Genomic DNA, 22,690 nt, shown 5'->3' with positions numbered 1-22,690 from the left:
ATGATCACTGCTATTATTCGTTGGTCGGTTAGTAATCGATTTTTTGTCTTACTAGCGACAATATTACTGGTGGGTGCTGGATTATATTCTGTCAGTAAAACCCCGATTGATGCATTGCCTGATCTATCCGATGTGCAGGTAATAATAAAAACAAGCTACCCAGGTCAAGCACCACAAGTGGTTGAAGATCAGGTCACCTACCCAATGACTACCGCCATGTTGTCAGTACCGGGTGCGGTTACCGTACGAGGCTTTTCGTTTTTTGGTGATTCATATGTTTACGTTATTTTCGACGAAGATACCGACCTTTACTGGGCAAGATCAAGAGTACTTGAGTATTTAAGTCAAGTTGCGCCTAATCTACCTAGCGATGCTCGTCCACAACTGGGGCCTGATGCGACGGGCGTTGGTTGGGTCTATTTGTATGCGCTAACAGATAAAACAGGCCAACATGATTTAAGCCAACTACGCAGTATACAAGACTGGTTTTTAAAGTTTGAGTTACAAACTGTGCCTGGCGTATCAGAAGTTTCTGCGCTTGGCGGTATGGTTAAGCAATATCAAGTTAGGGTCAGTCCTGATAAATTACGCGCCTTTGGTATACCGCTGTCACTTATTCAAACCGCCATTAAACAAGGTAATCAGGAGATAGGTGCTTCAGTGGTAGAAATGGCTGAAGCCGAGTATATGGTCAGAACTACCGGCTATATAAAAAGTATTGAAGATCTTGAAAATATTCCACTAGGGTTTAATAAAAATGGTACGCCGTTACTGTTAAAAGATGTCGCAGATATTGGTACTGGCCCGCAAATGCGTCGTGGTGTCGCTGAACTTAATGGTGAAGGCGAAACGGTTGGCGGTATTGTCGTGATGCGCTTTGGTGAAAATGCTCAGCAAGTGATTAACCGCGTAAAGGCAAAGCTTGAACAGCTTAAAAAAGGCTTACCTGATGGCGTAGAAATAGTACCAGTTTATGACCGTTCTGCATTGATAGAACGAGCAGTCGATAACTTGGCCTCTAAGTTATTAGAAGAATTTGGTGTAGTTGCCTTAGTTTGCGTTATTTTCTTATTTCATGTGCGTTCTTCTTTAGTGGCGATTGTTAGTTTACCTGTAGGTATTTTAACCGCCTTTATTATCATGCACTTGCAAGGACTTAACGCAAACATTATGTCATTAGGTGGCATCGCTATTGCTATTTGCGCGATGATTGATGGTGCTATCGTCATGATAGAAAATATGCATAAACACATGGAACGACTCACGGCTAAAGGGAAAGCACTCACCAAAGAGAACCGCTGGCAAGTAGTCACTGAATCAGCCAGTGAAGTAGGGCCTGCATTATTCTTCAGTTTATTAATTATTACCGTGAGTTTTGTGCCAGTGTTTACCCTAGAAGCACAAGAAGGGCGTATGTTTGCCCCGCTAGCATTTACCAAAACTTATGCTATGGCGGCATCTGCGGCATTAGCCATCACTTTAGTACCGGTATTAATGGGCTATTTTATTCGAGGTAAAGTACTACCTGAGCATAAAAATCCGGTCAATAGATCGCTAACTTTTATCTATATGCCAGCCTTGAAAACTGTTTTACGTTTTCCCAAAGTGACACTAGTTGCTGCATTAGCTGTGCTTGCGGTTGGTATTTATCCACTGGATAAAATCGGTAGTGAGTTTATACCACCGCTTGATGAAGGTGACTTGATGTACATGCCCACCACTTATCCCGGCATTTCGATAGGTGAGGCCCGACAACTTCTGCAACAAACTGACAAGTTGATTAAAACGGTACCCGAAGTAAAAACCGTATTTGGTAAAGTAGGTCGTGCTGAAACCGCAACCGATCCTGCGCCATTAACCATGATAGAGACTTTTATTCAGTTTAAGCCCCATGATCAATGGCGTGAAGGGGTAACAACTGAAAGTTTGAAAAAAGAACTTGACGCGCTAATTCAATTGCCAGGCGTAACTAATGCTTGGGTGATGCCGATTAAAACCCGCATTGATATGCTAGCAACAGGCATTAAGACCCCTGTCGGTATAAAAATAGCAGGGCCTGACTTATTGGCTATTCAAGACATTGGCAAACAATTAGAGCAGATATTAAAAGACGTACCTGGCACAACATCGGTTTATTCAGAACGTGTTGTCGGTGGTCGATATATAAAAGTTGATATTGAGCGAGCGAAAGCGGCTCGATACGGTTTGAATATCGCTGAAATTCAGCAAGTAGTAGCCACCGCTGTCGGTGGCATGAATGTTACTCAAACCGTTGAGCGCTTAGAGCGTTATCCGGTTAATGTGCGTTATCCGCAAGACTATCGTGACTCCCCAGAGCAATTATCATTGTTACCTATTGTTACACCAAATGGCCAAAATATTGCCTTAGGGGACGTAGCCAATATTTATATCGAAGATGGCCCTCCAGGCATTAAATCTGAAAATGCGCGCTTAAACGGTTGGGCTTTTATTGATATTGACGGCGTTGATGTCGGCACTTATGTTGAAGCTGCCAAGAAAGTAGTTACAGATAAATTAGTACTACCTGCCGGTTACTCAGTGACCTGGGCGGGACAATACGAATATATGCAGCGTGCTAAGGCGAAGTTGGCTTATGTGGTGCCATTAACCTTATTTATTATTGTTATTTTACTTTATCTTAACTTTCGTAACGTGATTGAAGTGGTGATAATTATGGGCACTTTACCATTAGCCATGGTGGGCAGCATATGGTTAATGTATTTAGAAGGCTTTAACTTCTCAGTAGCCGTTGGCGTTGGCTTTATTGCGCTCGCAGGGGTGGCGGTAGAAATTGGCGTTATTATGCTGGTGTATTTAAATCAAGCGTATCAAGCCATGCTTGATGAACACCACTCAAAAGACATTGTGACAACGAAAGAAGATGTATTACAAGCAGTGCTGTATGGCGCAGGTAGGCGTGTTCGTCCGGTGATGATGACGGCAGCAGCGATTATTCTTGGTTTATTACCGATTTTATATGGCACAGGCACAGGGTCTGAAGTGATGAGCCGCATCGCAGCGCCGATGGTTGGCGGCATGATGAGTGCCGTGTTATTAACCTTGCTGGTATTGCCGGTATTGTTTTATTTATGGCGTTCATCATCAATAAAGCTTACAGGGTCGAAAGCCTAGAGCTATAAATTGATAAAAAACGCAGAACTTTGATGGCAATAATACGGCAGTTAATGAATTTATCTAGAAAATGTTAAATATTAAATAACTAACCCAGGAGTAAAACATGAAAACAGGCTTAATTAACACAATCAGTAAAATCGCTTTGGTATTAATACCAACCATTACTTTGTCAATGGCAGCGACTGCACATGATCCCAGTATGCACGTAAAAAAGGCTGAAAAAGCGGATTGTAGCAAAATGGATCATAGCAAAATGGATATGAATGATCCGGTCGCTATCGCCATGATGAAAAAATGCATGCAACAAGCTGAAAAATCAAATGAGAAGATGGACCATAGCAAAATGGACAAAAAAATGGACCACAGCAAAATGAAAAAAATGGATGACAACAATATGAAAAAAGATGAGCACAATAACCATTAATTAAATTTGAAAAGTCACTTAGCGTAAATACATGCACTAAGTGATTTTCAATGTAGTAGGAATATCCATGAAAAAACTTAAATTAGTACTATTTCTGTCAGTTTTAGGCGTTGGAGTTACTGCCGCAGTAATATATTCGGGAATTGTTAATGTGGCTGCCGATGAACCTCACAGTGACTTAGTTTATTGGCTTTTAGAAGCAACAAGAGAAAATTCAATAACAAAGGCTGCTGAAAATATTAAAGTGCCAGATTTAACCGACCCTGAATTATTGTTATCCGGCGGTGTTGACTACGAATTTATGTGTGCTAGTTGTCATTTAAAACCAGGACAGCGTAAGAGTGATATGAGTTTAGGTTTATATCCAACACCACCAAATTTAGCTGTTTCTAATGATAGTCATGAAGGACATGAACATGGTGATGACAGGCAAGCTGATCGTAATAATTTCTGGGTTATTAAGCACGGCATTAAAGCCTCAGGAATGCCCGCTTGGGGTAAAACTCATGATGATCAGCGTATCTGGGCAATGGTGGCTTTTATAAAACGCCTACCAAGCTTAACACCTGAACAATATCAAATACTTACAGCTATAGAGTGACGTTCAGCTATAATAAGTATAAAAGAAAAGTATAAAAGCGAAGACAACAGACACCAAGGAGGTAACAATGAATAAGTTAACTGGCAGCACGGGTAATCAAAATACCCAAGAGCTGATCATCGAAGGCGCAGGCTGTGCAAGCTGCGTTGGTAAAATTGAAACCGTGTTAAAAAACATTAATGGCGTAGACAGTGCAGAAATGAATTTTGCCTTGCGCACGGTTTCTATAGCCGGAAATGTTGCCCCTGAAATACTTATAAAAGCTATTGAAACTATAGGTTACAACGCTAGCAGTGCCAGTGATCGTAGTGATGATGAATTACTGGATGAAAAAGATATTGCCGACCAAAAATACTACACCAACCTAATGAGGCAGGTTTGGGTTGCTCTGGTTCTGGGTGTGCCATTGATGATTTACAGTATTTTTGGTGGTCCTATGACTGTTGAAACACCGCTAGAGCGCGTTATTTGGTTATTTATTGGTGTTTTATGCGCTGGCATTATGTATTTTGCAGGTAAACATTTCTATATAGGTGCTTGGAAATCATTGGTAAATCACACGGCTAATATGGATACCTTAATTGCGCTTGGAACAGGCACCGCGTGGATCTATTCCATGGTCGTTGTGTTCTTTCCTATGGCATTGCCAGAGATGGCACGACATGTTTATTTTGAAGCGACAGCCATGATTATCGGGTTAATCAACTTAGGGTTAGCACTTGAAGTGAAAGCAAGAGGCAGAACGAGTGAAGCGATAAAGCGTTTAATTGGTTTACAAGCTAAAACTGCACGTGTTGTGCGTGACGAGAAAGAAATGGATATCGCTATTGAGCAAGTTTTACTCAATGACATTGTACGAGTAAGGCCAGGAGAAAAAATTCCAGTCGACGGTATTGTAACGCAAGGACACAGTTCAATCGATGAGTCGATGTTAACGGGTGAGCCTATGCCGGTTGAAAAAGTTGCAGGCGATACCATCGTTGCAGGTGCTTTAAATAAAACCGGTTCAATTTTATTTAAAGCAACGCGGGTGGGTAAAGACACGGCCTTAGCACAAATCATTAATATGGTTAAAAGAGCACAAAACTCTAAACCGCCGATTGGCCGTTTAGCTGACGTTATTTCAGGCTATTTTGTTCCAATAGTGATGATTATTGCTATCGTCAGCGCGTTAGTCTGGCTTAACTTTGGTCCTGAGCCAACATTAGCCTTTGCCGTGGTTTCAGCAACAACAGTTTTGATCATCGCTTGCCCTTGTGCGCTCGGCTTAGCAACACCGATGTCGGTAATGGTTGGCGTTGGTAAAGCAGCGGAGGTAGGGGTGTTGATACGTAATGGTGAAGCATTGCAAGCCGCTTCAAAAATTACCACCATGATTTTGGATAAGACCGGCACAATCACTGAAGGTGTGCCTAAAGTAACTGATATTATTGTTGCTGATGAAAGCTATACAGAAAAATATATTTTAACTGTAGCCGCCAGTATTGAGCGTGGCTCTGAACATCCACTGGCACAAGCCATTGTTGACTCAGCCATTGAGCAAGATGTTGAACTTGAACATACTACTGATTTTCAAGCCATTGCAGGTCATGGCGTAACTGCAACATGCCATGGTCAACAAGTACTTTTTGGCAATCAAAAGTTGATGTTAAAAAACGATGTTGTGTTAAATGATGTTGTTGCTAAAGCGCAAAAACTTGCCAATGAAGCTAAAACACCGATGTATTTAGCGATTGATAACAAACTTGCCGCCATTATCGCGGTATCTGATCCCATTAAGCAAGACTCTGTTGAAGCTATAAAGAGGCTTCAGGTTAATGGTATCCGTGTCGTCATGCTAACGGGTGACAACAAAGCAACAGCCAATGCAGTAGCGAAAAAAGTCGGTATTACCGAAGTGTTTGCTGAAGTATTACCCGAAGAAAAATCAAATAAAGTAGCAGAGCTGCAAGCTCAAGGCGAAATTGTTGGCATGACAGGGGACGGTATTAATGACGCCCCCGCATTGGCATTGGCCAATGTTGGATTTGCTATCGGTACCGGCACTGATGTTGCGATTGAAAGTGCAGATATTACCTTAATGAGAGGTTCATTACATGGCCTTGCGGACGCGATAGCCGTGAGTAAAGCCACACTACGCAATATTAAACAAAACCTTTTAGGTGCATTTATCTACAACGCAGCCGGTGTACCTTTTGCCGCAGGCATTTTATACCCATTTTTTGGCTTGTTATTGAGTCCAGTTATTGCCGGTGCTGCCATGGCATTTTCATCATTAACGGTGGTCAGCAATGCCAACCGTTTACGCTTTTTTAAACCACAAGATCATTAATTTAAGGAGATCAATATGTTAATAATCAATTTAATGGGCTTAGGGTTAATTGCTTTAATTATTTTGTGGTTTTGGTTATATAAAGCACCATCAACTCAAGTGAGTGATGAACAATATAAAAGTCAAATAACGGTAGTGGTTGAAGACGGAATTTATCAACCGGCACATATTTCATTGCTTAAAGACAAACCGCTGACCATTACATTTATTCGTAAAGATGCCAGTCCTTGCGCGGCAACTGTGCTATTTCCTGATTTAGAAATCAGTGCTGATTTACCGTTAAATAAAGCGTTTTCAGTACAATTACCAGCGATGAAGAAAGGAGAATATGCCTTTCATTGTCAAATGAAAATGTATAACGGCACGGTTGTTGTTAAGTAATACCAGTTCCATTAAGTTTGTGATCTTGTTGTGCGCAGGAAAAATAATTCAAGGTAAGGCGCTCGATTGAGCAATAGCTGGCTATTGGGATTGAGAGCAACACAGCCTTGAGCTATTTTAACGAGTACAAGTGAGCAATAACTTAATGGGATTGGTATAATACCAATTTGATTAATTAAGTGATCACCTTTTTCATGAGGAAAAATGGATAAATACAAGGCATAAAATTTAGTCAGTAGTTATTCACCTTATAAATTTTATAACGCTGTAGTTATTCATTTTAACCCTTAAAAATGAGCAGGTAATTAATCAACTTGGTATAAATATACCCTTACAGAGTCTGGGTATTATGACCAATTTAGATGAGGGAGTCGGCGTTAGAGAAAATGGCTTGGTAGCTAGGCATAGTAGGTATTTATAATATTGGGTTTTTCAATATTCGGCTTAGACAAGGAGCTAAGCTTTCATTTAGCTTATGATTTAATCAATTTTTACTTCAATAATATATTGAATGAATTCACCAGTTATGGCGAATTTTTACTTAATAAGGTCATAAAAAAATATTGTACTCAAAACGTTAAGGTCAACAATATTGTTTAACATCAAGCTTGGCGTTGTTATAAAAAAACGCCAAGCTCGACTATTATAAAACCTTAATATCACAAGGGTGAAACTTAGCCGTGTATATCTATCTCTATATCGCTGGTAGGCGTTGAACAGCAAGTAAGAATTTCATTGTCACCGATAAAAGCCAAGGGGAATTGAGCATACTCAACCGTGCCCTTTTTTAGCAAACAACGACAAGTACCACAAAATCCATCTCGGCAATGAAATTGTGAATTAATATTTTTTCTTTCTAAAGCATTAAGAATATTTTTGTCTTCATCGAGGAACGTTATCTTTCGCCCCTCGACGGTAATATTAAAAGCCATCAAGGCTATAAATCGAAGTCGTCAAAATCATCACTTGATACTGATGAGTCAACTTGTCCGACTAAGTAGCTAGAAATTTCTGTTTCTTGTGGTGCCACTTGTACATTGTCACTCACTAAATAAGAATTCATCCAAGGTAGTGGGTTACTTTTTATATCAAATGGGGCATCAAAGCCGATAGCACTTAAACGTTGATTACTAATGTATTCAATGTATTGTTTTAAAATAGCAGCATTAAGACCAATCATTGAGCCATCTTTAAATAGATAATCAGCCCATTCTTTTTCCTGTTCTACCACGTCCATGAAAATCTGTTTACCTTCTTCACGAAACGTTTTAGAAATTTCTTGCATTTCAGGGTCGTCTCTACCTGACATCCAGTTATTGAGAATATGCTGTGTACCGGTTAAATGCAGTGCTTCGTCGCGAGCAATGAGTTTAATAATTTTTGCGTTACCTTCAAGTAACTCACGTTCTGCAAAGGCGAAAGAACAAGCAAAACTAATATAAAAACGAATAGCTTCTAAGGCATTTACCGAACAGATGGCTAAAAATAAGCGTTCTTTCAACTTACGTTCGCTAACCTCGATAGTGTTACCCTCAACTTGATAACTACCTGGGCCTTGCGACTGTAATAATTGCGTAGTGATAATAACCGAGTCAAAGTATTTTGCGATGCTTGAAGCTCGCTTCAAAATTGACGGATTGACCATGATGTCGTCAAACACTTCACTGGGGTCGGTAAATAAATTACGTAAAATATGCGTGTATGAGCGAGAATGAATGGTCTCACTAAAGGCCCACGTCTCAATCCATGTTTCTACTTCAGGCAACGAAACTAGTGGCAATAATATTGCGTTAACTGAGCGTGCAGTTATTGAGTCGAGTAGCGTTTGGTATTTTAAATTGGAGATAAAAATATGCTTTTCAGAGTCAGTTAAACTCTGCCAATCGGCCCGGTCCTTTGATACGTCAATTTCTTCTGGACGCCAAAAAAATGATAATTGTTTTTCGATCAGTTTTTCAAACGCCATAAAACGTTGTTGATCGTATCGTGCAATATTAACACTGTTTCCCAAAAACATTGGCTCTAACAAGGCATTGTTAGCTGTTTGGTTAAACGTAGTGTACGACATTTATATCTCCTAGAAATAGCGCCATATGAGGCGCGATATTTCATCTTTTAATAGTGATAGCAATCTCACTCATTATCTGATCATTTATACTGGTTAAAACAACCCGCTACTGCGTTATTTATTTACTCATTATCGCTGCATGGATGCAGCTTATTAGACAATGCAGGCGCCTATTGTCCTGAACAACGAGTTATTAAAATAAATACCTTGTATTTGGTTGTTTTCCCTGTGTATAAAGTAGACCACCTAATTAATGAAATTGGCATAATTAAGCTAATTTTTATGCAGGTAAATATGTAGGTAAAAAAGAGGAAAATCAGGTGTTCTCCTCTGACTACCGCTATATTTTACATGCGCCACCGGCACAATCGTCTTCAGCTTCTATGAAGCTGTCGTCAGCACCATCACGCGTGTTGTGATAATACATCGTTTTAATACCAAGCTTGTAGGCGGTTAAAATATCTTTTAATACTTGTTTAATTGGCACCTTGCCACCTTCAAAACGAGAAGGGTCATAGTTGGTATTCGCTGAAATAGTTTGGTCAATAAACTTTTGCATAATGCCAACTAGTTGTAGATAACCTTCATTACTTGGAATATTCCAAAGCAGTTCGTAGTTGTCTTTTAATTTTTCATATTCAGGAACAACTTGCTTTAAAACACCATCTTTACTGGCTTTAATGCTGATTAAGCCACGAGGCGGCTCAATGCCATTAGTTGCATTAGAGATTTGTGATGAGGTTTCTGAGGGCATTAATGCTGAGACAGTTGAGTTTCTAACACCATGTTCCTTAATGCTAGCACGCAGCGACTCCCAGTCTAAACGTAAGGGTTCAGCGGTAATATTATCGATTTCTTTTTTGTAAGTATCGATAGGTAATATACCTTGAGATAAACGCGTTTCATTAAACTTAGGGCAAGCACCTTGCTCAATAGCTAACTGATTCGACGCTTTTAACAAGTAGTATTGAATAGCTTCAAAAGTACGATGGGTTAAATTATTGGCACTACCGTTTGAGTAATAAACCCCGTTTTTTGCTAAGTAATAAGCGTAATTAATAACACCTATACCTAATGTACGACGCCCCATGGTCGCGGTATGTGCAGCAGGAACAGGGTAGTCTTGATAATCTAATAAGCTATCTAAAGCACGTACGGCTAAGTCAGCTAGACCGTCGAGTTCTTCAAGGTTTTTAATTGCGCCTAGGTTAAAGGCTGATAATGTACATAGGGCAATTTCACCATTGGGATCATTAACATCTTCCATTGGCTTGGTTGGTAAGGCAATTTCTAAACATAAATTACTTTGACGAATCGGTGCTACAGTAGGGTCAAATGGAGAATGAGTATTACAGTGATCTACGTTTTGTAAGTAAATACGACCGGTACTGGCGCGTTCTTGAGCAAACAATGTGAACAGTTCGATAGCTTTAATACATTTTTTACGAATTGAATCATCAGCTTCGTATTTAACGTAAAGCGCTTCAAATTTTTCTTGATCTTCAAAGAATGCATCGTATAAACCAGGTACATCACTTGGGCTAAACAAAGTAATAGATTGACCTTTGATCAAGCGCTGATACATCAATTTATTAAATTGCACGCCGTAATCTAGATGGCGTACACGGTTTTCTTCGACACCGCGGTTATTTTTAAGCACCAGTAAGCTTTCAACTTCTAAATGCCAAAGTGGATAGAATAGGGTCGCTGCACCACCACGAACCCCACCTTGTGAACAACTTTTTACCGCAGTTTGAAAGTGCTTATAAAATGGAATACAGCCAGTATGAAATGCTTCGCCATTTCGAATAGTACTGCCCAATGCGCGAATACGACCAGCATTGATACCAATACCAGCACGTTGAGAAACATACTTAACAATAGAACTTGAGGTGGCATTGATTGAATCTAAACTATCACCACACTCAATCAGTACACATGAAGAGAACTGACGAGTGGGCGTACGCACACCAGCCATAATAGGGGTTGGTAGCGAGATTTTAAAGGTAGAAATAGCGTTATAAAAACCTTTAACATAATCTAAGCGCGTTTCTTTTGGGTATTTAGCGAATAAACAAGCTGCCACTAAAATATAAAGAAATTGCGCACTTTCATAAATTTCACCGGTCACACGATTTTGTACCAGGTATTTGCCTTCCAACTGCTTTACTGCCGCATAACTGAAATTTAAATCACGGCCATGCTCCATAAAACTTTCTAACTGTTCAAATTCGTCAGCGCTGTAATCAATTAATAAGTGTTGATCGTATTTACCGGCCTCTACTAACTTCACGACATGTGGGTAAAGCTTAGGCGGTTCAAATTGGCCATATGCTTTCTTACGCAAATGGAATATAGCTAAGCGCGCTGACAGGTATTGATAATCAGGTGTTTCTTCTGAGATCAAATCAGCCGCTGCTTTAATAATGGTTTCATGAATATCAGAAGTTTTAATACCATCATAGAACTGAATATGAGACTTCAGTTCAACTTGAGATACCGAAACATTGTCTAGGTCTTCAGCAGCCCAAGCAATTACTTTATGGATTTTTTCTAAGTCGATGAGTTCTTTTGAACCATTGCGTTTTGTGACAAAAAGTTTGTTAGTCATGAAGTACCTGTAAATCTGTTTGTTGTTATAAACACCCAAAATAGATGGATATAATGTTAATTGCCTCAAGATGATATTTACACACGGTAAATGGTATTTCATGCAAAATGCCTTTGAATGAAAAATGCACTATATCTTGGGGTTTTTAAGAAACTAATCACAAGATAGTGCGGTTTGCGTGATATTGCAAGGATAAAAGATGTCGAATATTAGTTGCTTTTTTTACAGTGAAAGTTCTGTTAGTAACAACTAACTTAGTAGCGCTTTTCAATTTTGATTTCTCTAAAACGCAACGGTTATTTTTATTTTTTTTTAGCTTTAAATTATTTTAAGTTAATTTTTATATTTCATATGTCTAAAGGTAATATAAAATATAAAAACTATAATATTCAGTAGCTTATGTTTTAGGTTGATTCTTGAACGCATAAATTGACGAGTGATTGTTTTATCAACGCAAATAGATGATATTTTGCTTCTATTATTTAAAGCGCTAGTTAATATGAAGAGCTTATTAGCCACTAAAACGTGCTGTTTGTAATATTGAGGTTAATTTGGTGTTGGTAGGCTTGCTGTTAGTGAAGTCGGTAATGGCCTAAAATAGTAGGCAGAGTAAAGCTGCTTTAAAACTAATACCAGTTCCATTAAGTTTGTGATCTTATTGTGCGCAGGAAGAATAACTCAAGGTAAGGCGCTCGATTGAGCAATAGCTGGTTATTGGGAGTGAGAGCAACACAGCCTTGAGCTATTTTAACTAGTACAAGTGAGCAATAACTTAATGGGATTGGTATTATACAGTAGTGCAGCTTATCATTAAGTATCGGTTAATAATTCAGTATCAATTAATAAAGTTGAGCAGGTCTAATGGCTTAGCGATGATATGATCTGCTTGCCAAGTTTGACAGTTTTCGTTGCTAAGAATATATCCCCATTTAGCCACGAACGTGGTCATTGCTGCACTATTACCTGCTTGGATATCACGTAGGGCATCACCGACATAAAAACATTGCTTATGATCAACATTAATTTGCTGACAAGCATGTAATATTGGCTCAGGATCAGGCTTTCGTTTAGTTAAGGTGTCACCACCGACCATAACAGCACAATTTGCAAACTCAGGGTAATAAGGAAGAAGCCGTTTTGTTAAGCCTTCAGGCTTATTGGTGATAATGCCCCAAGGTATATTGTTAGTTTCTAAGTTTTCCAGTAATTGAGCAACGCCTGGATAAAGGCAGGTGTGCTCAGCAATATTTTCTTGATAGTAAGTGAGGAATTGTTGACGTAATACGTCATAGTCATATTGTTTGATGGTTGCACCAAAACCAAGGTTTAGTAATCCTAAAGCACCGTCAGAGGCTATAGGGCGATAATGCTTTGCCACTACAGTTTGCTTATTGTAATGGCTTAAAACATGATTTAATGCCGCGCCTAAATCATCCGCGGTATCTAACAATGTGCCGTCTAAATCAAAAAGTACACTGGCAAGTTGCTTTGTAGGATGCTGGATAGTTGACATAATATCGCTCTAGTTAGTTATAGTTATTGAGGCGTAGCGTCGATAGTAAAATTTTATATCGACGCGTTAATTTATATCCATTGTATTTTAAAGTGTAGTTTCAAGATGCAGTTTCAGGTTAAGCTAGGATTGTTAAATGCGTTGACAGCAAAGAATATAGTTCACATCAAGTGATGAGTTTAACTTATGATTTTCAGTCAAAGGATTATAGTGAATACCAGCGGCATCGATGCATTTTAACTCATACGACTCAGCCCATGCTATTAACGTTGATGGGCGAATAAAACTCTTGTGGTCATGAGTGCCATTAGGCACCAGTTTCAAAATTTTCTCTGCGGCGACTATCGCCAGTAAATATGCTTTTAATGACTTATTCAGGGTAGAGAAAAAAACAAAACCACCGGGTTTCACCATTTGTGCACAGGCCTTTATGATGGATTCGGGATCAGGTACATGTTCGAGCATTTCCATACAAGTAACGACATCGTAGTGTTGTGGCTGTTGTTGGGCTTTTTCTTCGGCGGTTATTTTTTGATAGTCGACACTAACACCGGCTTCTAAAGCATGCAGTTTGGCAACATTTAAGGGCGCTTGTCCCATATCAATACCGGTAACATCTGCACCAAGTTGCGCAAGACTTTCTGCTAAAATACCGCCACCACAGCCGACATCAATTATTTTTTTTGCAAATATATCGCCGACATGCTGGCAAATAAACTGTCGGCGCAAAGGGTTAATTTGGTGTAAAGGCTTAAAATCACCATCAAGCTCCCACCATTGGCTAGCAACTTGTTCAAATTTAGCGATTTCGTCCGGATTAACGTTTAAAGGATTAGACATAGCTACCATCGTTGTTGGTCTTTTAATATTGTCGATTCTAAAGCAATAATTACTGCAAGCCTAGTGTGAAAGTTGATTCACCTTAAATCTACAGAAAAAATGCAGATATTTCTGTTTGCAGTGCAATTGCTTATACAGCATTAGCTTGTTCTTTCAAACTTAGGTTGGATGTATATGGGTTACAATGATGGTAAAATAAGCACTTGAATAGGAGATATGTTTAAAATGCCAATAATAGCTAATATTCCTGAGTATATGGACTTAAATTTAGCCGATAAAGACCTCTAAAATCAAGTCCATATTATTGTTGTGGTTAATATCGAGTATTTACTTGAAACTTTACCTTTTAAACGGCAAGATTAAGCAATACAAAGCGGTAGGGCATGACAAATATTTATGCTAGTATGCCGTGTTAATTATAAATATAATAATTTCGAAATTTTCTGAATTAGATTTACGTTAAGGGATACCATCAATTTATGACCGATTTGGCGAATAATATTGCTCCTGTCAATATTGAGGACGAGCTAAAAAGCTCCTATTTAGATTACGCAATGAGTGTAATTGTAGGTCGTGCATTACCAGATGTACGTGATGGCTTAAAGCCAGTGCATCGTCGTGTACTTTTTGCGATGAACGTATTAGGTAACGACTTTAACAAGCCGTATAAAAAATCAGCACGTGTTGTTGGTGATGTTATTGGTAAGTATCATCCACATGGTGATACTGCTGTTTATGACACGATTGTTCGAATGGCGCAGTCATTTTCATTACGCTACATGCTTGTTGATGGCCAAGGTAACTTTGGTTCTGTTGATGGCGATTCAGCGGCGGCTATGCGTTATACCGAAATTAGAATGTCAAAAATTGCCCATTCTATTTTGGCCGACTTAGACAAGGAAACTGTTGATTACGTTGCCAACTACGATGGCACAGAAATGATACCAGCAGTAATGCCAACGCGCATTCCTAACCTACTGGTTAATGGTACCTCAGGTATCGCAGTAGGTATGGCAACTAATATTCCTCCCCATAATTTAACTGAAGTTATTAATGGTTGTTTAGCTGTTATAGAAAATGACGATCTTAGCTTTGAAGAATTATTAGAATATATTCCCGGTCCAGACTTTCCAACCGCCGGTATTATCAGTGGTCGAGCGGGTATTCAAGAAGCTTACCTTACCGGCCGCGGAAAGATTAAAATTCGTGCTCGAGCTAGAATTGAAGTTGATGAAAAGTCGGGTAAAGAAACCATTGTTGTCTATGAATTACCTTACCAAGTTAACAAGGCCCGTTTGATTGAAAAAATGGCTGATTTGGTGAAGGAAAAACGTTTAGAAGGTATTTCTGCTTTACGTGATGAGTCTGATAAAGACGGCATGCGTATGGTGATAGAAGTGAAACGTGGTGAAGTGGGCGAAGTTATCTTAAATAACTTATATAAGCTGACTCAAATGCAAGTTTCATTTGGTTTAAATATGGTAGCTTTGACTAACGGTCAACCTAAATTATTTAATCTGCGTGAAATGATTGATGCCTTTGTTTTACACCGTCGTGAAGTAGTAACACGCAGAACTATTTTTGAATTGCGCAAAGCACGAGAACGCGCACATTTACTAGAAGGTTTGTCGATTGCACTTTCTAACATCGACCCGATCATCGCGTTAATTAAAAATTCACCAACACCTAGTGAAGCAAAAGAGCAACTATTAGCTTGTGGCTGGGAATTAGGTCTTGTCGCTGACATGTTAGCGGCTGCCGGTGATGATGCTGCACGTCCTGAGTGGGTTGAAGAAGAGTTTGGTATTCGTGATGGACAATATTTTTTAACGCCACCACAAGCACAGGCGATACTTGACTTACGTTTACATAAGTTAACCGGCCTAGAACATGAAAAAATTATAAGTGAATATAAAGTATTATTAGATGTAATTGCTGAATTACTTTATATTTTGGCAACACCTACTCGCTTAATGGAAGTTATTCGTGAAGAGCTTGAAGCGATTCGTGATGAATTTGGTGACGAACGCCGTACTGAAATTACTAATGCTTCACATGACTTATCTATGGAAGATTTGATCACTGAAGAAGACGTGGTAGTCACGCTTTCTCATGAAGGTTATGTTAAGTATCAAATATTAAGTGATTATCAAGCGCAACGTCGCGGTGGTAAAGGTAAAGCAGCAACGAAAATGAAAGAAGAAGATTTCATTGAACGCTTACTGATTGCCAACACTCATGACACTATTTTATGTTTCTCTGATCGCGGTAAACTCTATTGGTTAAAAGTGTATCAATTACCATTAGCTAGTCGTACCGCTCGTGGTCGTCCAATCGTTAATATTTTACCACTTGATAAAGGTGAACGTATTACCGCTATTTTACCAGTACGCGAATACGAAGAAGACAAATACATTATTATGGCGACAGCGTCAGGAACAGTGAAGAAAACTGCTCTGACTGCTTATAAAAATCAGCGTGCTAATGGCATTATTGCCCTGAATTTACGTGATGATGATACCTTGATCGGCGTCGCTATTACTGACGGTAACAGCGACATTATGTTATTTTCTGACGCTGGTAAAGTGGTTCGTTTTAATGAAAAAAGACGTGACAGTGAAACGGGCGAAATAAAGCTTGATCCTGAAACAGGTCTAGAGCAGTGGGCATTAAAACCTATTGGTCGTACCGGAACAGGTGTTCGCGGTATCAAGTTAGAGGGTGAACAAAAAGTTGTTTCTCTGATTGTGCCTCAAAATAATGGTCCTATTATGACTATTACTGAAAATGGCTACGGTAAGCGTACGGCATTAGATGAGTATCCTGCGAAGAGTCGCGCAACTAAAGGTGTTGTTTCAATTAAAGTCAGCGAACGTAACGGCCCTGTTGTTGGCGCGGTGCAAGTTGAAGATCAAGACGAAATTATGCTGATCACAGATAACGGTACCCTAGTGCGTACGCGTGTTAGTGAAGTTAGTGTCATTGGTCGTAACACTCAAGGTGTTCGTATCATTCGTACTATTGAAGGGGAACATGTTGTTGCCTTGCAGCGTATCGATGAAATAGCAGAAGTTGAAGCATTTGAAGAGAATGAGGATGGCGAACTTGTGCCAATCCAAATAGTAGAGGGTGAGCAAGTTGATACGCCTGAAATTGATATAGATAGCGAGAGTGAAGGCGAAGCGCCAACACTCAATAATGACGATACTCCTGAGTAACCGTCGTTAACTTATAAAAAGGCGGTTATAACCGCCTTTTTTTATGTGTGAAATTTATTAATTTAACTGGTTTGATAATGCTTATATCAAATTCTATTTTTGAATTGATGCTACCTATTAAACAGGTATGCTAGTAGCGGTTGAATTTCATCTCAATTTTTACAGTATTTACAATTAATTCGATCAATTTATTACCGACTTGTGCTCGTTAAAATGGTACAAGGCTGTGTTGCTTAGATAGAGGTGAGTACTTAGGTTTAGTTTAAAACAATAAAATGTGCCTTGATTTATTTCTTCTGCGCACAACAAGATCATAAATTTAATGGCGCTGGTATGGTACCAAGAGATAATAAAATAACTTGCTATTGATTACCTAATGTCATGCCAATTCCAATTTAATAAGTTTAATAAATAAGGGTGTAGTGTTAAATGTCTAGTGTTTACAATTTTTGCGCAGGTCCTGCGATGTTACCTGTCGATGTAATGAACAAAGCGCAGAGTGAATTTTTAAATTTTGCCGATACCGGTAGCTCTGTAATGGAACTAAGTCATAGAAGTAAAGAGTTTCTTGTTGTTGCAGGACAAGCTGAAGTAAATTTACGTAAGCTGATGGCTATTCCTGAAAATTATAAAGTACTTTTCTGTCACGGCGGAGGTCGCGGTCAATTTTCTGCTGTCGCGCTAAATTTGTTGGGTAAGAGTAAAAAAGCAGATTATATCGTCAGTGGTTCTTGGTCTCAATTAGCAGCAGAAGAGGCTAGCCATTACGGCAATATTAATGTCATCAATGCAATGGATAGTATTGATGGCGTTCAGTGTATTAAACCCAGTAGTGAGTGGCCCATTAGACCAGATGCAGCCTATGTACATTATTGCCCCAATGAAACAATAGATGGCATCGAAATTTTTGAGGTGCCAAACACCGGTAATATCCCGTTGGTTGCAGATATGTCTTCTACTATTTTGTCACGTGAATTCGATGTTAGTAAATTTGGTTTGATCTATGCTGGTGCGCAAAAAAATATTGGTCCATCAGGTTTAACGATAGTTATTGTACGCGAAGATTTACTGGGTGATGCGCATTTAACCACCCCATCAATTTTGAACTATGAAATACAGGCTAAAAATGGCTCAATGTATAACACACCACCGACTTATGCTTGGTACTTAGCGGGTCTTGTTTTTGACTGGCTATTGGCTAAAGGCGGTGTCAGTGCTATTGCTGAAATTAACCAGCATAAAGCGCAGTTACTCTATCAATATATTGATCAAAGTACTTTTTATAAAAACTCAATCGTGTCAGAAAATAGAAGCTTGATGAATATACCTTTTTGGTTAACGGATGACAGTTTATCTGCTGAATTTGTCAAGCAAGCCGAAGCCAAGGGCTTAACTGCCCTGAAAGGTCACCGTATGGTTGGTGGCATGCGAGCGAGTATATATAACGCCATGCCAATAGAGGGCGTGCAAGCATTGATTAACTTTATGGACAACTTTGCTCAACAGTATTAAGTGCTAACATTTGATAATTAATGCATCAAATTGGTATAACAGCCTAGTGAAACAATAGCCTAGGCTAAGCGGGAAGTTTCCGTAAATGAAAAACTTAACTGGAATCATAATGTCAAACCTACAAGATAAAAAAAATAATACCTTAACGATAACAGCGAAACCTAGCAATAAAGTCAGTGGAAATATTTTAGTACCGGGTGATAAGTCCTGTTCTCACCGTTCTATAATGTTTGGCGCGCTTGCTGAAGGCACCACACATATTAGTGGTTTTTTACCGGGTCAAGACTGTTTGGCAACGATGAATACATTTAAAGCCATGGGTATTGAAATTGAAGGCCCAGATAGCGAACATAATGTCACCGTGCATGGTAAAGGTTTACATGGTCTGAGCAAACCAGAAGCATTATTAGATATTGGTAACTCAGGCACATCAATCAGACTACTGTCAGGTATTTTAGCAGGCCAACGCTTTGAAACTCGTATGGCTGGCGATAATTCTTTAAACAAACGTCCAATGGGGCGAGTGATCACCCCATTACAACTGATGGGCGCTAATATTACCGCCGCTAGTGACGGCACGCCGCCAGTGGTGTGTAGTGGTTTAGCCGCAGATGAAAAACTTAATGCCATTGACTATTTGTTACCGATGGCCAGTGCACAAGTAAAATCGTGTGTGTTATTGGCGGGTATGTATGCCAATGGTACAACGTCGGTGACTGAACCTGGCATTACGCGCGATCATACAGAACGCATGTTAACCGCATTTGGTTATCCGGTTAAGTCGATAGAAACTGAACAAGGTAAGAAAATATCCATTGAAGGTGGCCATAAGTTAACTGCCTGTGACATTCAAGTGCCTGGCGACATATCTTCCGCTACTTTTTTTATGGTAGCGGGCTTAATTGCCAAAGAAGGACAAATAACTATTCGTAATGTTGGGATGAATCCAACACGTATCGGAGCCATTAATATTTTACAGCAAATGAACGGGAAAATTCTTGTTACCAATGAACGACTAGCAGGAGGTGAACCTGTTGCCGATCTTGTGGTATCATCTTCGCCGCTTAAAGGTATCGATATTGATGAACGTGATGTGCCACTTGCTATAGACGAGTTCCCAGCGATATTTATTGCTGCGGCTTGTGCAACCGGTATTACACGATTAAGAGGTGCTGAAGAATTACGGGTTAAAGAAAGTGATCGTATTCAAGCAATGGCAGATGGCTTAGTCGAGCTAGGTATTGATTGTACCGTTTACCCTGATGGTATTGATATTACCGGTGGTCAGCTAACCTCAGGTACGGTTGAAAGTCATGACGATCATCGTATTGCTATGTCATTTGCTATTAGCTCGCTAAGAGCTACCGGTGAAATAACAATTTTAGAGTGTGACAATGTGGCGACTTCGTTTCCAAATTTTGTTGCATTAGCAAACCAAGTAGGATTGACGTTAATCCCAAATAACTAGCACCTTATGGTGTTAGAAAAAAGTCAGCTAGGAAGAATTGAATGAACCAACAAATCCCTGTAATTACAATTGATGGACCAAGTGGTGCGGGTAAAGGTACCGTTGCGCATATTGTCGCTGAGCAACTAGGTTGGCACTTATTAGATAGTGGTGCCATTTATCGGGTATTAGCCGTAGCAGCTCAGCACCATAATATTAGCGTAGAAGACGAACAGTCCTTATTACCGGTAGCAGCGAATCTTGATGTACAGTTTCAAACCGGTAATAAAGGTGAAGGTAAAGTCATTTTGGAAGGCGAAGATGTATCTAACGCCATTCGTACAGAAGAAATAGGCGCTTTAGCATCAAAAGTTGCTGCGTTTCCTCGTGTGCGTGAAGCATTACTGCGACGCCAGCGTGCTTTTAAAGTTACACCTGGTTTAGTTGCTGATGGTCGTGACATGGGTACTATAGTATTTGTTGATGCGCCAGTTAAGGTGTTTTTGACCGCCAGCGCTGAAGAAAGGGCGCAAAGAAGATTTAATCAGTTGAAAGAAAAGGGCTTTGATGTTAAAATAATGCGCCTTTTGGATGACATACGTCTGAGAGACGAGCGAGATCAAAACCGCAAGGTGGCGCCGCTTGTTGCTGCAGAAGGTGCGTTAATTATTGATTCTACTGAACTTTCTATTGAAGAAGTGGTTAGTAAAATCCTTTCATTTAGTAATGAAAGATTAATGCAAACTGAACATTAACCTATAGCCTACTGTAAGGATGCACTGGGCAACTATTTAATTACCCCATGAAACAATGACGTTGACTGGATTAATAACTGAGTTTATATACAAGTTATGACTGAAAATTTTGCACAACTATTCGAAGAAAGCTTAAAAACGATCGAAACACGTCCTGGTTCAATTATCAAAGGGACTGTAGTCGCCATCACAAAAGACAACGTTTTAGTAGACGCTGGCTTAAAATCTGAATCTGTTATTTCAATCGATCAATTCAAAAGCCTTACAGGCGAAGTAGAAGTATCTGTTGGTGATGAAGTTGATGTGTCGCTTAAAGCTACAGATGATGGTTTCGGTGAAACTATTCTTTCTCGTGATGACGCTAAACGTCATGAAGCATGGCAAGTACTTGAAAAAGCATATGAAGAAAAAGAAACTATTATCGGTGTTATCAACGGTAAAGTTAAAGGTGGTTTCACAGTTGAAGTTAGTAACATCCGTGCTTTCTTACCTGGTTCATTAGTAGATGTACGTCCTATTCGTGATACTACTCATCTTGAAGGTAAAGATTTAGAATTTAAAGTTATTAAGCTTGATCAAAAGCGTAATAACGTAGTTGTATCTCGTCGTGCTGTTATTGAATCAGAAAGCAGTGTTGAACGTGATGAACTACTAGCTTCTCTTGCTGAAGGCATTGAAGTTAAAGGTATTGTTAAGAATCTTACTGACTACGGTGCATTCGTAGACTTAGGCGGCATTGACGGCCTACTTCACATCACAGATATGGCTTGGAAACGTGTTAAGCACCCAAGCGAAATCGTAAATGTTGGTGATGAAATTCAAGTTAAAGTACTGAAATTCGATCGTGAGCGTACTCGTGTATCTCTAGGTATGAAGCAGTTAGGCGAAGATCCATGGGTTGCTATCGCTAAGCGTTACCCTGAAGGCGCTAAGCTTACTGGTCGCGTAACTAACTTAACTGACTACGGTTGTTTTGTTGAAATTCAAGAAGGCGTTGAAGGTCTAGTTCACGTTTCTGAAATGGATTGGACTAACAAAAACATCCACCCATCTAAAGTTGTTAACTTAGGTGATACAGTTGAAGTTATGGTGCTTGAAATTGACGAAGAACGTCGTCGTATTTCTCTTGGCCTTAAACAATGTATCCCGAACCCTTGGGAAGAGTTCGCTAAGAACTTCAACAAAGGCGATAAAGTATCAGGCAAGATCAAGTCAATTACTGACTTTGGTATCTTTATTGGTCTTGACGGCGGCATTGATGGTCTTGTTCACTTATCTGATATTTCATGGGCTGGCGGTGAAGAAGCTGTTCGTGAATACAAGAAAGGTGATGAGATTTCAGCGGTAGTACTACAGGTTGATCCAGAGCGCGAGCGTATCTCTTTAGGTGTTAAACAAACTGAAGATGACCCGTTTAATCAATATCTTGCAGATAACAAAAAAGGTGCTATTGTTACAGGTAAGGTTATTGAAGTAGACGCTAAAGGCGCTAAAATTGAATTAGCCGAAGGCGTTGAAGGTTACCTTCGTGTTGCTGATATTTCACGTGAACGTATCGAAGATGCGACTACTGAATTATCTGTTGATGACAGCGTTGAAACTAAGTTTGTTGGTGTTGATCGTAAGAATCGCACTATCAGCTTATCAATCAAAGCTAAAGATCAAGCAGACGAACGTGAAGCTATGGATACATTGAACCAAGCTCCAGAAGAAGAATCTGGTCTAAGTGCAATGGCTGAAGCGTTTAAAAACGCTAAGATATAATTCCTAGCAATACCAAGAGAAGAAGAGCTGCATTAAAGCAGTTCTTCTTTAATGTTTAAATCCGATGG

At 39.5% G+C, this 22,690-nt stretch carries 15 protein-coding genes; 10 read left to right on the top strand and 5 right to left on the bottom strand.

From position 1 onward, the window contains the following. The 5 genes from ESZ39_RS10775 to ESZ39_RS10755 all read left to right on the top strand — a co-directional run bounded on the left by ESZ39_RS10775 (position 1) and on the right by ESZ39_RS10755 (position 6,894). On the top strand, positions 1–3,153 hold the full coding sequence (locus ESZ39_RS10775) for an efflux RND transporter permease subunit (protein WP_146879916.1): 3,153 nt from the start codon (positions 1–3) through the stop codon (positions 3,151–3,153). Positions 3,154–3,259: 106 nt separating this feature from the next. Further along, positions 3,260–3,580, top strand: coding sequence for a hypothetical protein (locus ESZ39_RS10770; RefSeq protein WP_146879915.1), 321 nt, complete (start codon positions 3,260–3,262; stop codon positions 3,578–3,580). Between the two features lie 67 nt (positions 3,581–3,647). Further along, on the top strand, positions 3,648–4,181 hold the full coding sequence (locus ESZ39_RS10765) for a c-type cytochrome (RefSeq protein WP_146879914.1): 534 nt from the start codon (positions 3,648–3,650) through the stop codon (positions 4,179–4,181). Between the two features lie 67 nt (positions 4,182–4,248). Next, entirely contained in the window at positions 4,249–6,513 is a 2,265-nt protein-coding gene (locus tag ESZ39_RS10760) for a heavy metal translocating P-type ATPase (protein WP_146879913.1), read from the top strand. 15 nt (positions 6,514–6,528) lie between these two features. Beyond that, entirely contained in the window at positions 6,529–6,894 is a 366-nt protein-coding gene (locus tag ESZ39_RS10755; protein ID WP_191321760.1) for a cupredoxin domain-containing protein, read from the top strand. 674 nt (positions 6,895–7,568) lie between these two features. Here the strand turns inward: ESZ39_RS10755 and yfaE are convergent. The 5 genes from yfaE to ubiG form a co-directional block, all read right to left on the bottom strand. Further along, on the bottom strand, positions 7,569–7,826 hold the full coding sequence (yfaE, locus tag ESZ39_RS10750) for a class I ribonucleotide reductase maintenance protein YfaE (RefSeq protein WP_146879911.1): 258 nt from the start codon (positions 7,824–7,826) through the stop codon (positions 7,569–7,571). Between the two features lie 5 nt (positions 7,827–7,831). Next, the gene (gene nrdB, locus ESZ39_RS10745) at positions 7,832–8,962 is read right to left on the bottom strand and encodes a class Ia ribonucleoside-diphosphate reductase subunit beta (protein ID WP_146879910.1); all 1,131 of its coding nucleotides are present in this window, start codon (positions 8,960–8,962) and stop codon (positions 7,832–7,834) included. Between the two features lie 340 nt (positions 8,963–9,302). Beyond that, positions 9,303–11,573 carry a class 1a ribonucleoside-diphosphate reductase subunit alpha gene (nrdA, locus tag ESZ39_RS10740; RefSeq protein ID WP_146879909.1) on the bottom strand — a complete coding sequence of 757 codons (2,271 nt, stop codon included), beginning with the start codon at positions 11,571–11,573 and terminating at the stop codon, positions 9,303–9,305. An 835-nt stretch (positions 11,574–12,408) separates the two neighbouring features. Further along, positions 12,409–13,086: an HAD family hydrolase gene (locus tag ESZ39_RS10735; RefSeq protein ID WP_146879908.1), complete on the bottom strand. Its 678-nt coding sequence runs from the start codon at positions 13,084–13,086 to the stop codon at positions 12,409–12,411. 132 nt (positions 13,087–13,218) lie between these two features. After that, entirely contained in the window at positions 13,219–13,926 is a 708-nt protein-coding gene (gene ubiG / locus ESZ39_RS10730; protein ID WP_146879907.1) for a bifunctional 2-polyprenyl-6-hydroxyphenol methylase/3-demethylubiquinol 3-O-methyltransferase UbiG, read from the bottom strand. Positions 13,927–14,405: 479 nt separating this feature from the next. Between ubiG and gyrA the strand changes: the two genes are divergently transcribed. The 5 genes from gyrA to rpsA all read left to right on the top strand — a co-directional run bounded on the left by gyrA (position 14,406) and on the right by rpsA (position 22,622). Then, positions 14,406–17,144, top strand: coding sequence for a DNA topoisomerase (ATP-hydrolyzing) subunit A (gene gyrA, locus ESZ39_RS10725; protein WP_146879906.1), 2,739 nt, complete (start codon positions 14,406–14,408; stop codon positions 17,142–17,144). 429 nt (positions 17,145–17,573) lie between these two features. Then, a complete protein-coding gene (gene serC / locus ESZ39_RS10720; RefSeq protein ID WP_146879905.1) occupies positions 17,574–18,656 on the top strand; it encodes a 3-phosphoserine/phosphohydroxythreonine transaminase in 1,083 nt (360 codons plus the stop codon). 109 nt (positions 18,657–18,765) lie between these two features. Further along, positions 18,766–20,124: a 3-phosphoshikimate 1-carboxyvinyltransferase gene (gene aroA / locus ESZ39_RS10715; RefSeq protein WP_223270349.1), complete on the top strand. Its 1,359-nt coding sequence runs from the start codon at positions 18,766–18,768 to the stop codon at positions 20,122–20,124. A 41-nt stretch (positions 20,125–20,165) separates the two neighbouring features. Next, on the top strand, positions 20,166–20,858 hold the full coding sequence (gene cmk, locus ESZ39_RS10710; protein WP_146879903.1) for a (d)CMP kinase: 693 nt from the start codon (positions 20,166–20,168) through the stop codon (positions 20,856–20,858). Positions 20,859–20,954: 96 nt separating this feature from the next. Further along, a complete protein-coding gene (rpsA, locus tag ESZ39_RS10705; RefSeq protein WP_146879902.1) occupies positions 20,955–22,622 on the top strand; it encodes a 30S ribosomal protein S1 in 1,668 nt (555 codons plus the stop codon). Positions 22,623–22,690 lie beyond the last annotated feature (68 nt).

It is taken from the genome of Colwellia sp. C1TZA3 (assembly GCF_007954265.1).
Classification (GTDB): domain Bacteria; phylum Pseudomonadota; class Gammaproteobacteria; order Enterobacterales; family Alteromonadaceae; genus Cognaticolwellia.
Note: the sequence above shows the minus strand (reverse complement) of the source record. Positions and strands in the feature narration are given on the sequence as shown.

Bases quoted from the DNA above. Each gene is read 5' to 3' on its own strand.
- ESZ39_RS10775 (WP_146879916.1), top strand. From the start codon at position 1: ATGATCACTGCTATTATTCGTTGGTCGGTTAGTAATCGATTTTTTGTC.
- ESZ39_RS10770 (WP_146879915.1), top strand. From the start codon at position 3,260: ATGAAAACAGGCTTAATTAACACAATCAGTAAAATCGCTTTGGTATTA.
- ESZ39_RS10765 (WP_146879914.1), top strand. From the start codon at position 3,648: ATGAAAAAACTTAAATTAGTACTATTTCTGTCAGTTTTAGGCGTTGGA.
- ESZ39_RS10760 (WP_146879913.1), top strand. From the start codon at position 4,249: ATGAATAAGTTAACTGGCAGCACGGGTAATCAAAATACCCAAGAGCTG.
- ESZ39_RS10755 (WP_191321760.1), top strand. From the start codon at position 6,529: ATGTTAATAATCAATTTAATGGGCTTAGGGTTAATTGCTTTAATTATT.
- yfaE (WP_146879911.1), bottom strand. From the start codon at position 7,826: ATGGCTTTTAATATTACCGTCGAGGGGCGAAAGATAACGTTCCTCGAT.
- nrdB (WP_146879910.1), bottom strand. From the start codon at position 8,962: ATGTCGTACACTACGTTTAACCAAACAGCTAACAATGCCTTGTTAGAG.
- nrdA (WP_146879909.1), bottom strand. From the start codon at position 11,573: ATGACTAACAAACTTTTTGTCACAAAACGCAATGGTTCAAAAGAACTC.
- ESZ39_RS10735 (WP_146879908.1), bottom strand. From the start codon at position 13,086: ATGTCAACTATCCAGCATCCTACAAAGCAACTTGCCAGTGTACTTTTT.
- ubiG (WP_146879907.1), bottom strand. From the start codon at position 13,926: ATGTCTAATCCTTTAAACGTTAATCCGGACGAAATCGCTAAATTTGAA.
- gyrA (WP_146879906.1), top strand. From the start codon at position 14,406: ATGACCGATTTGGCGAATAATATTGCTCCTGTCAATATTGAGGACGAG.
- serC (WP_146879905.1), top strand. From the start codon at position 17,574: ATGTCTAGTGTTTACAATTTTTGCGCAGGTCCTGCGATGTTACCTGTC.
- aroA (WP_223270349.1), top strand. From the start codon at position 18,766: ATGTCAAACCTACAAGATAAAAAAAATAATACCTTAACGATAACAGCG.
- cmk (WP_146879903.1), top strand. From the start codon at position 20,166: ATGAACCAACAAATCCCTGTAATTACAATTGATGGACCAAGTGGTGCG.
- rpsA (WP_146879902.1), top strand. From the start codon at position 20,955: ATGACTGAAAATTTTGCACAACTATTCGAAGAAAGCTTAAAAACGATC.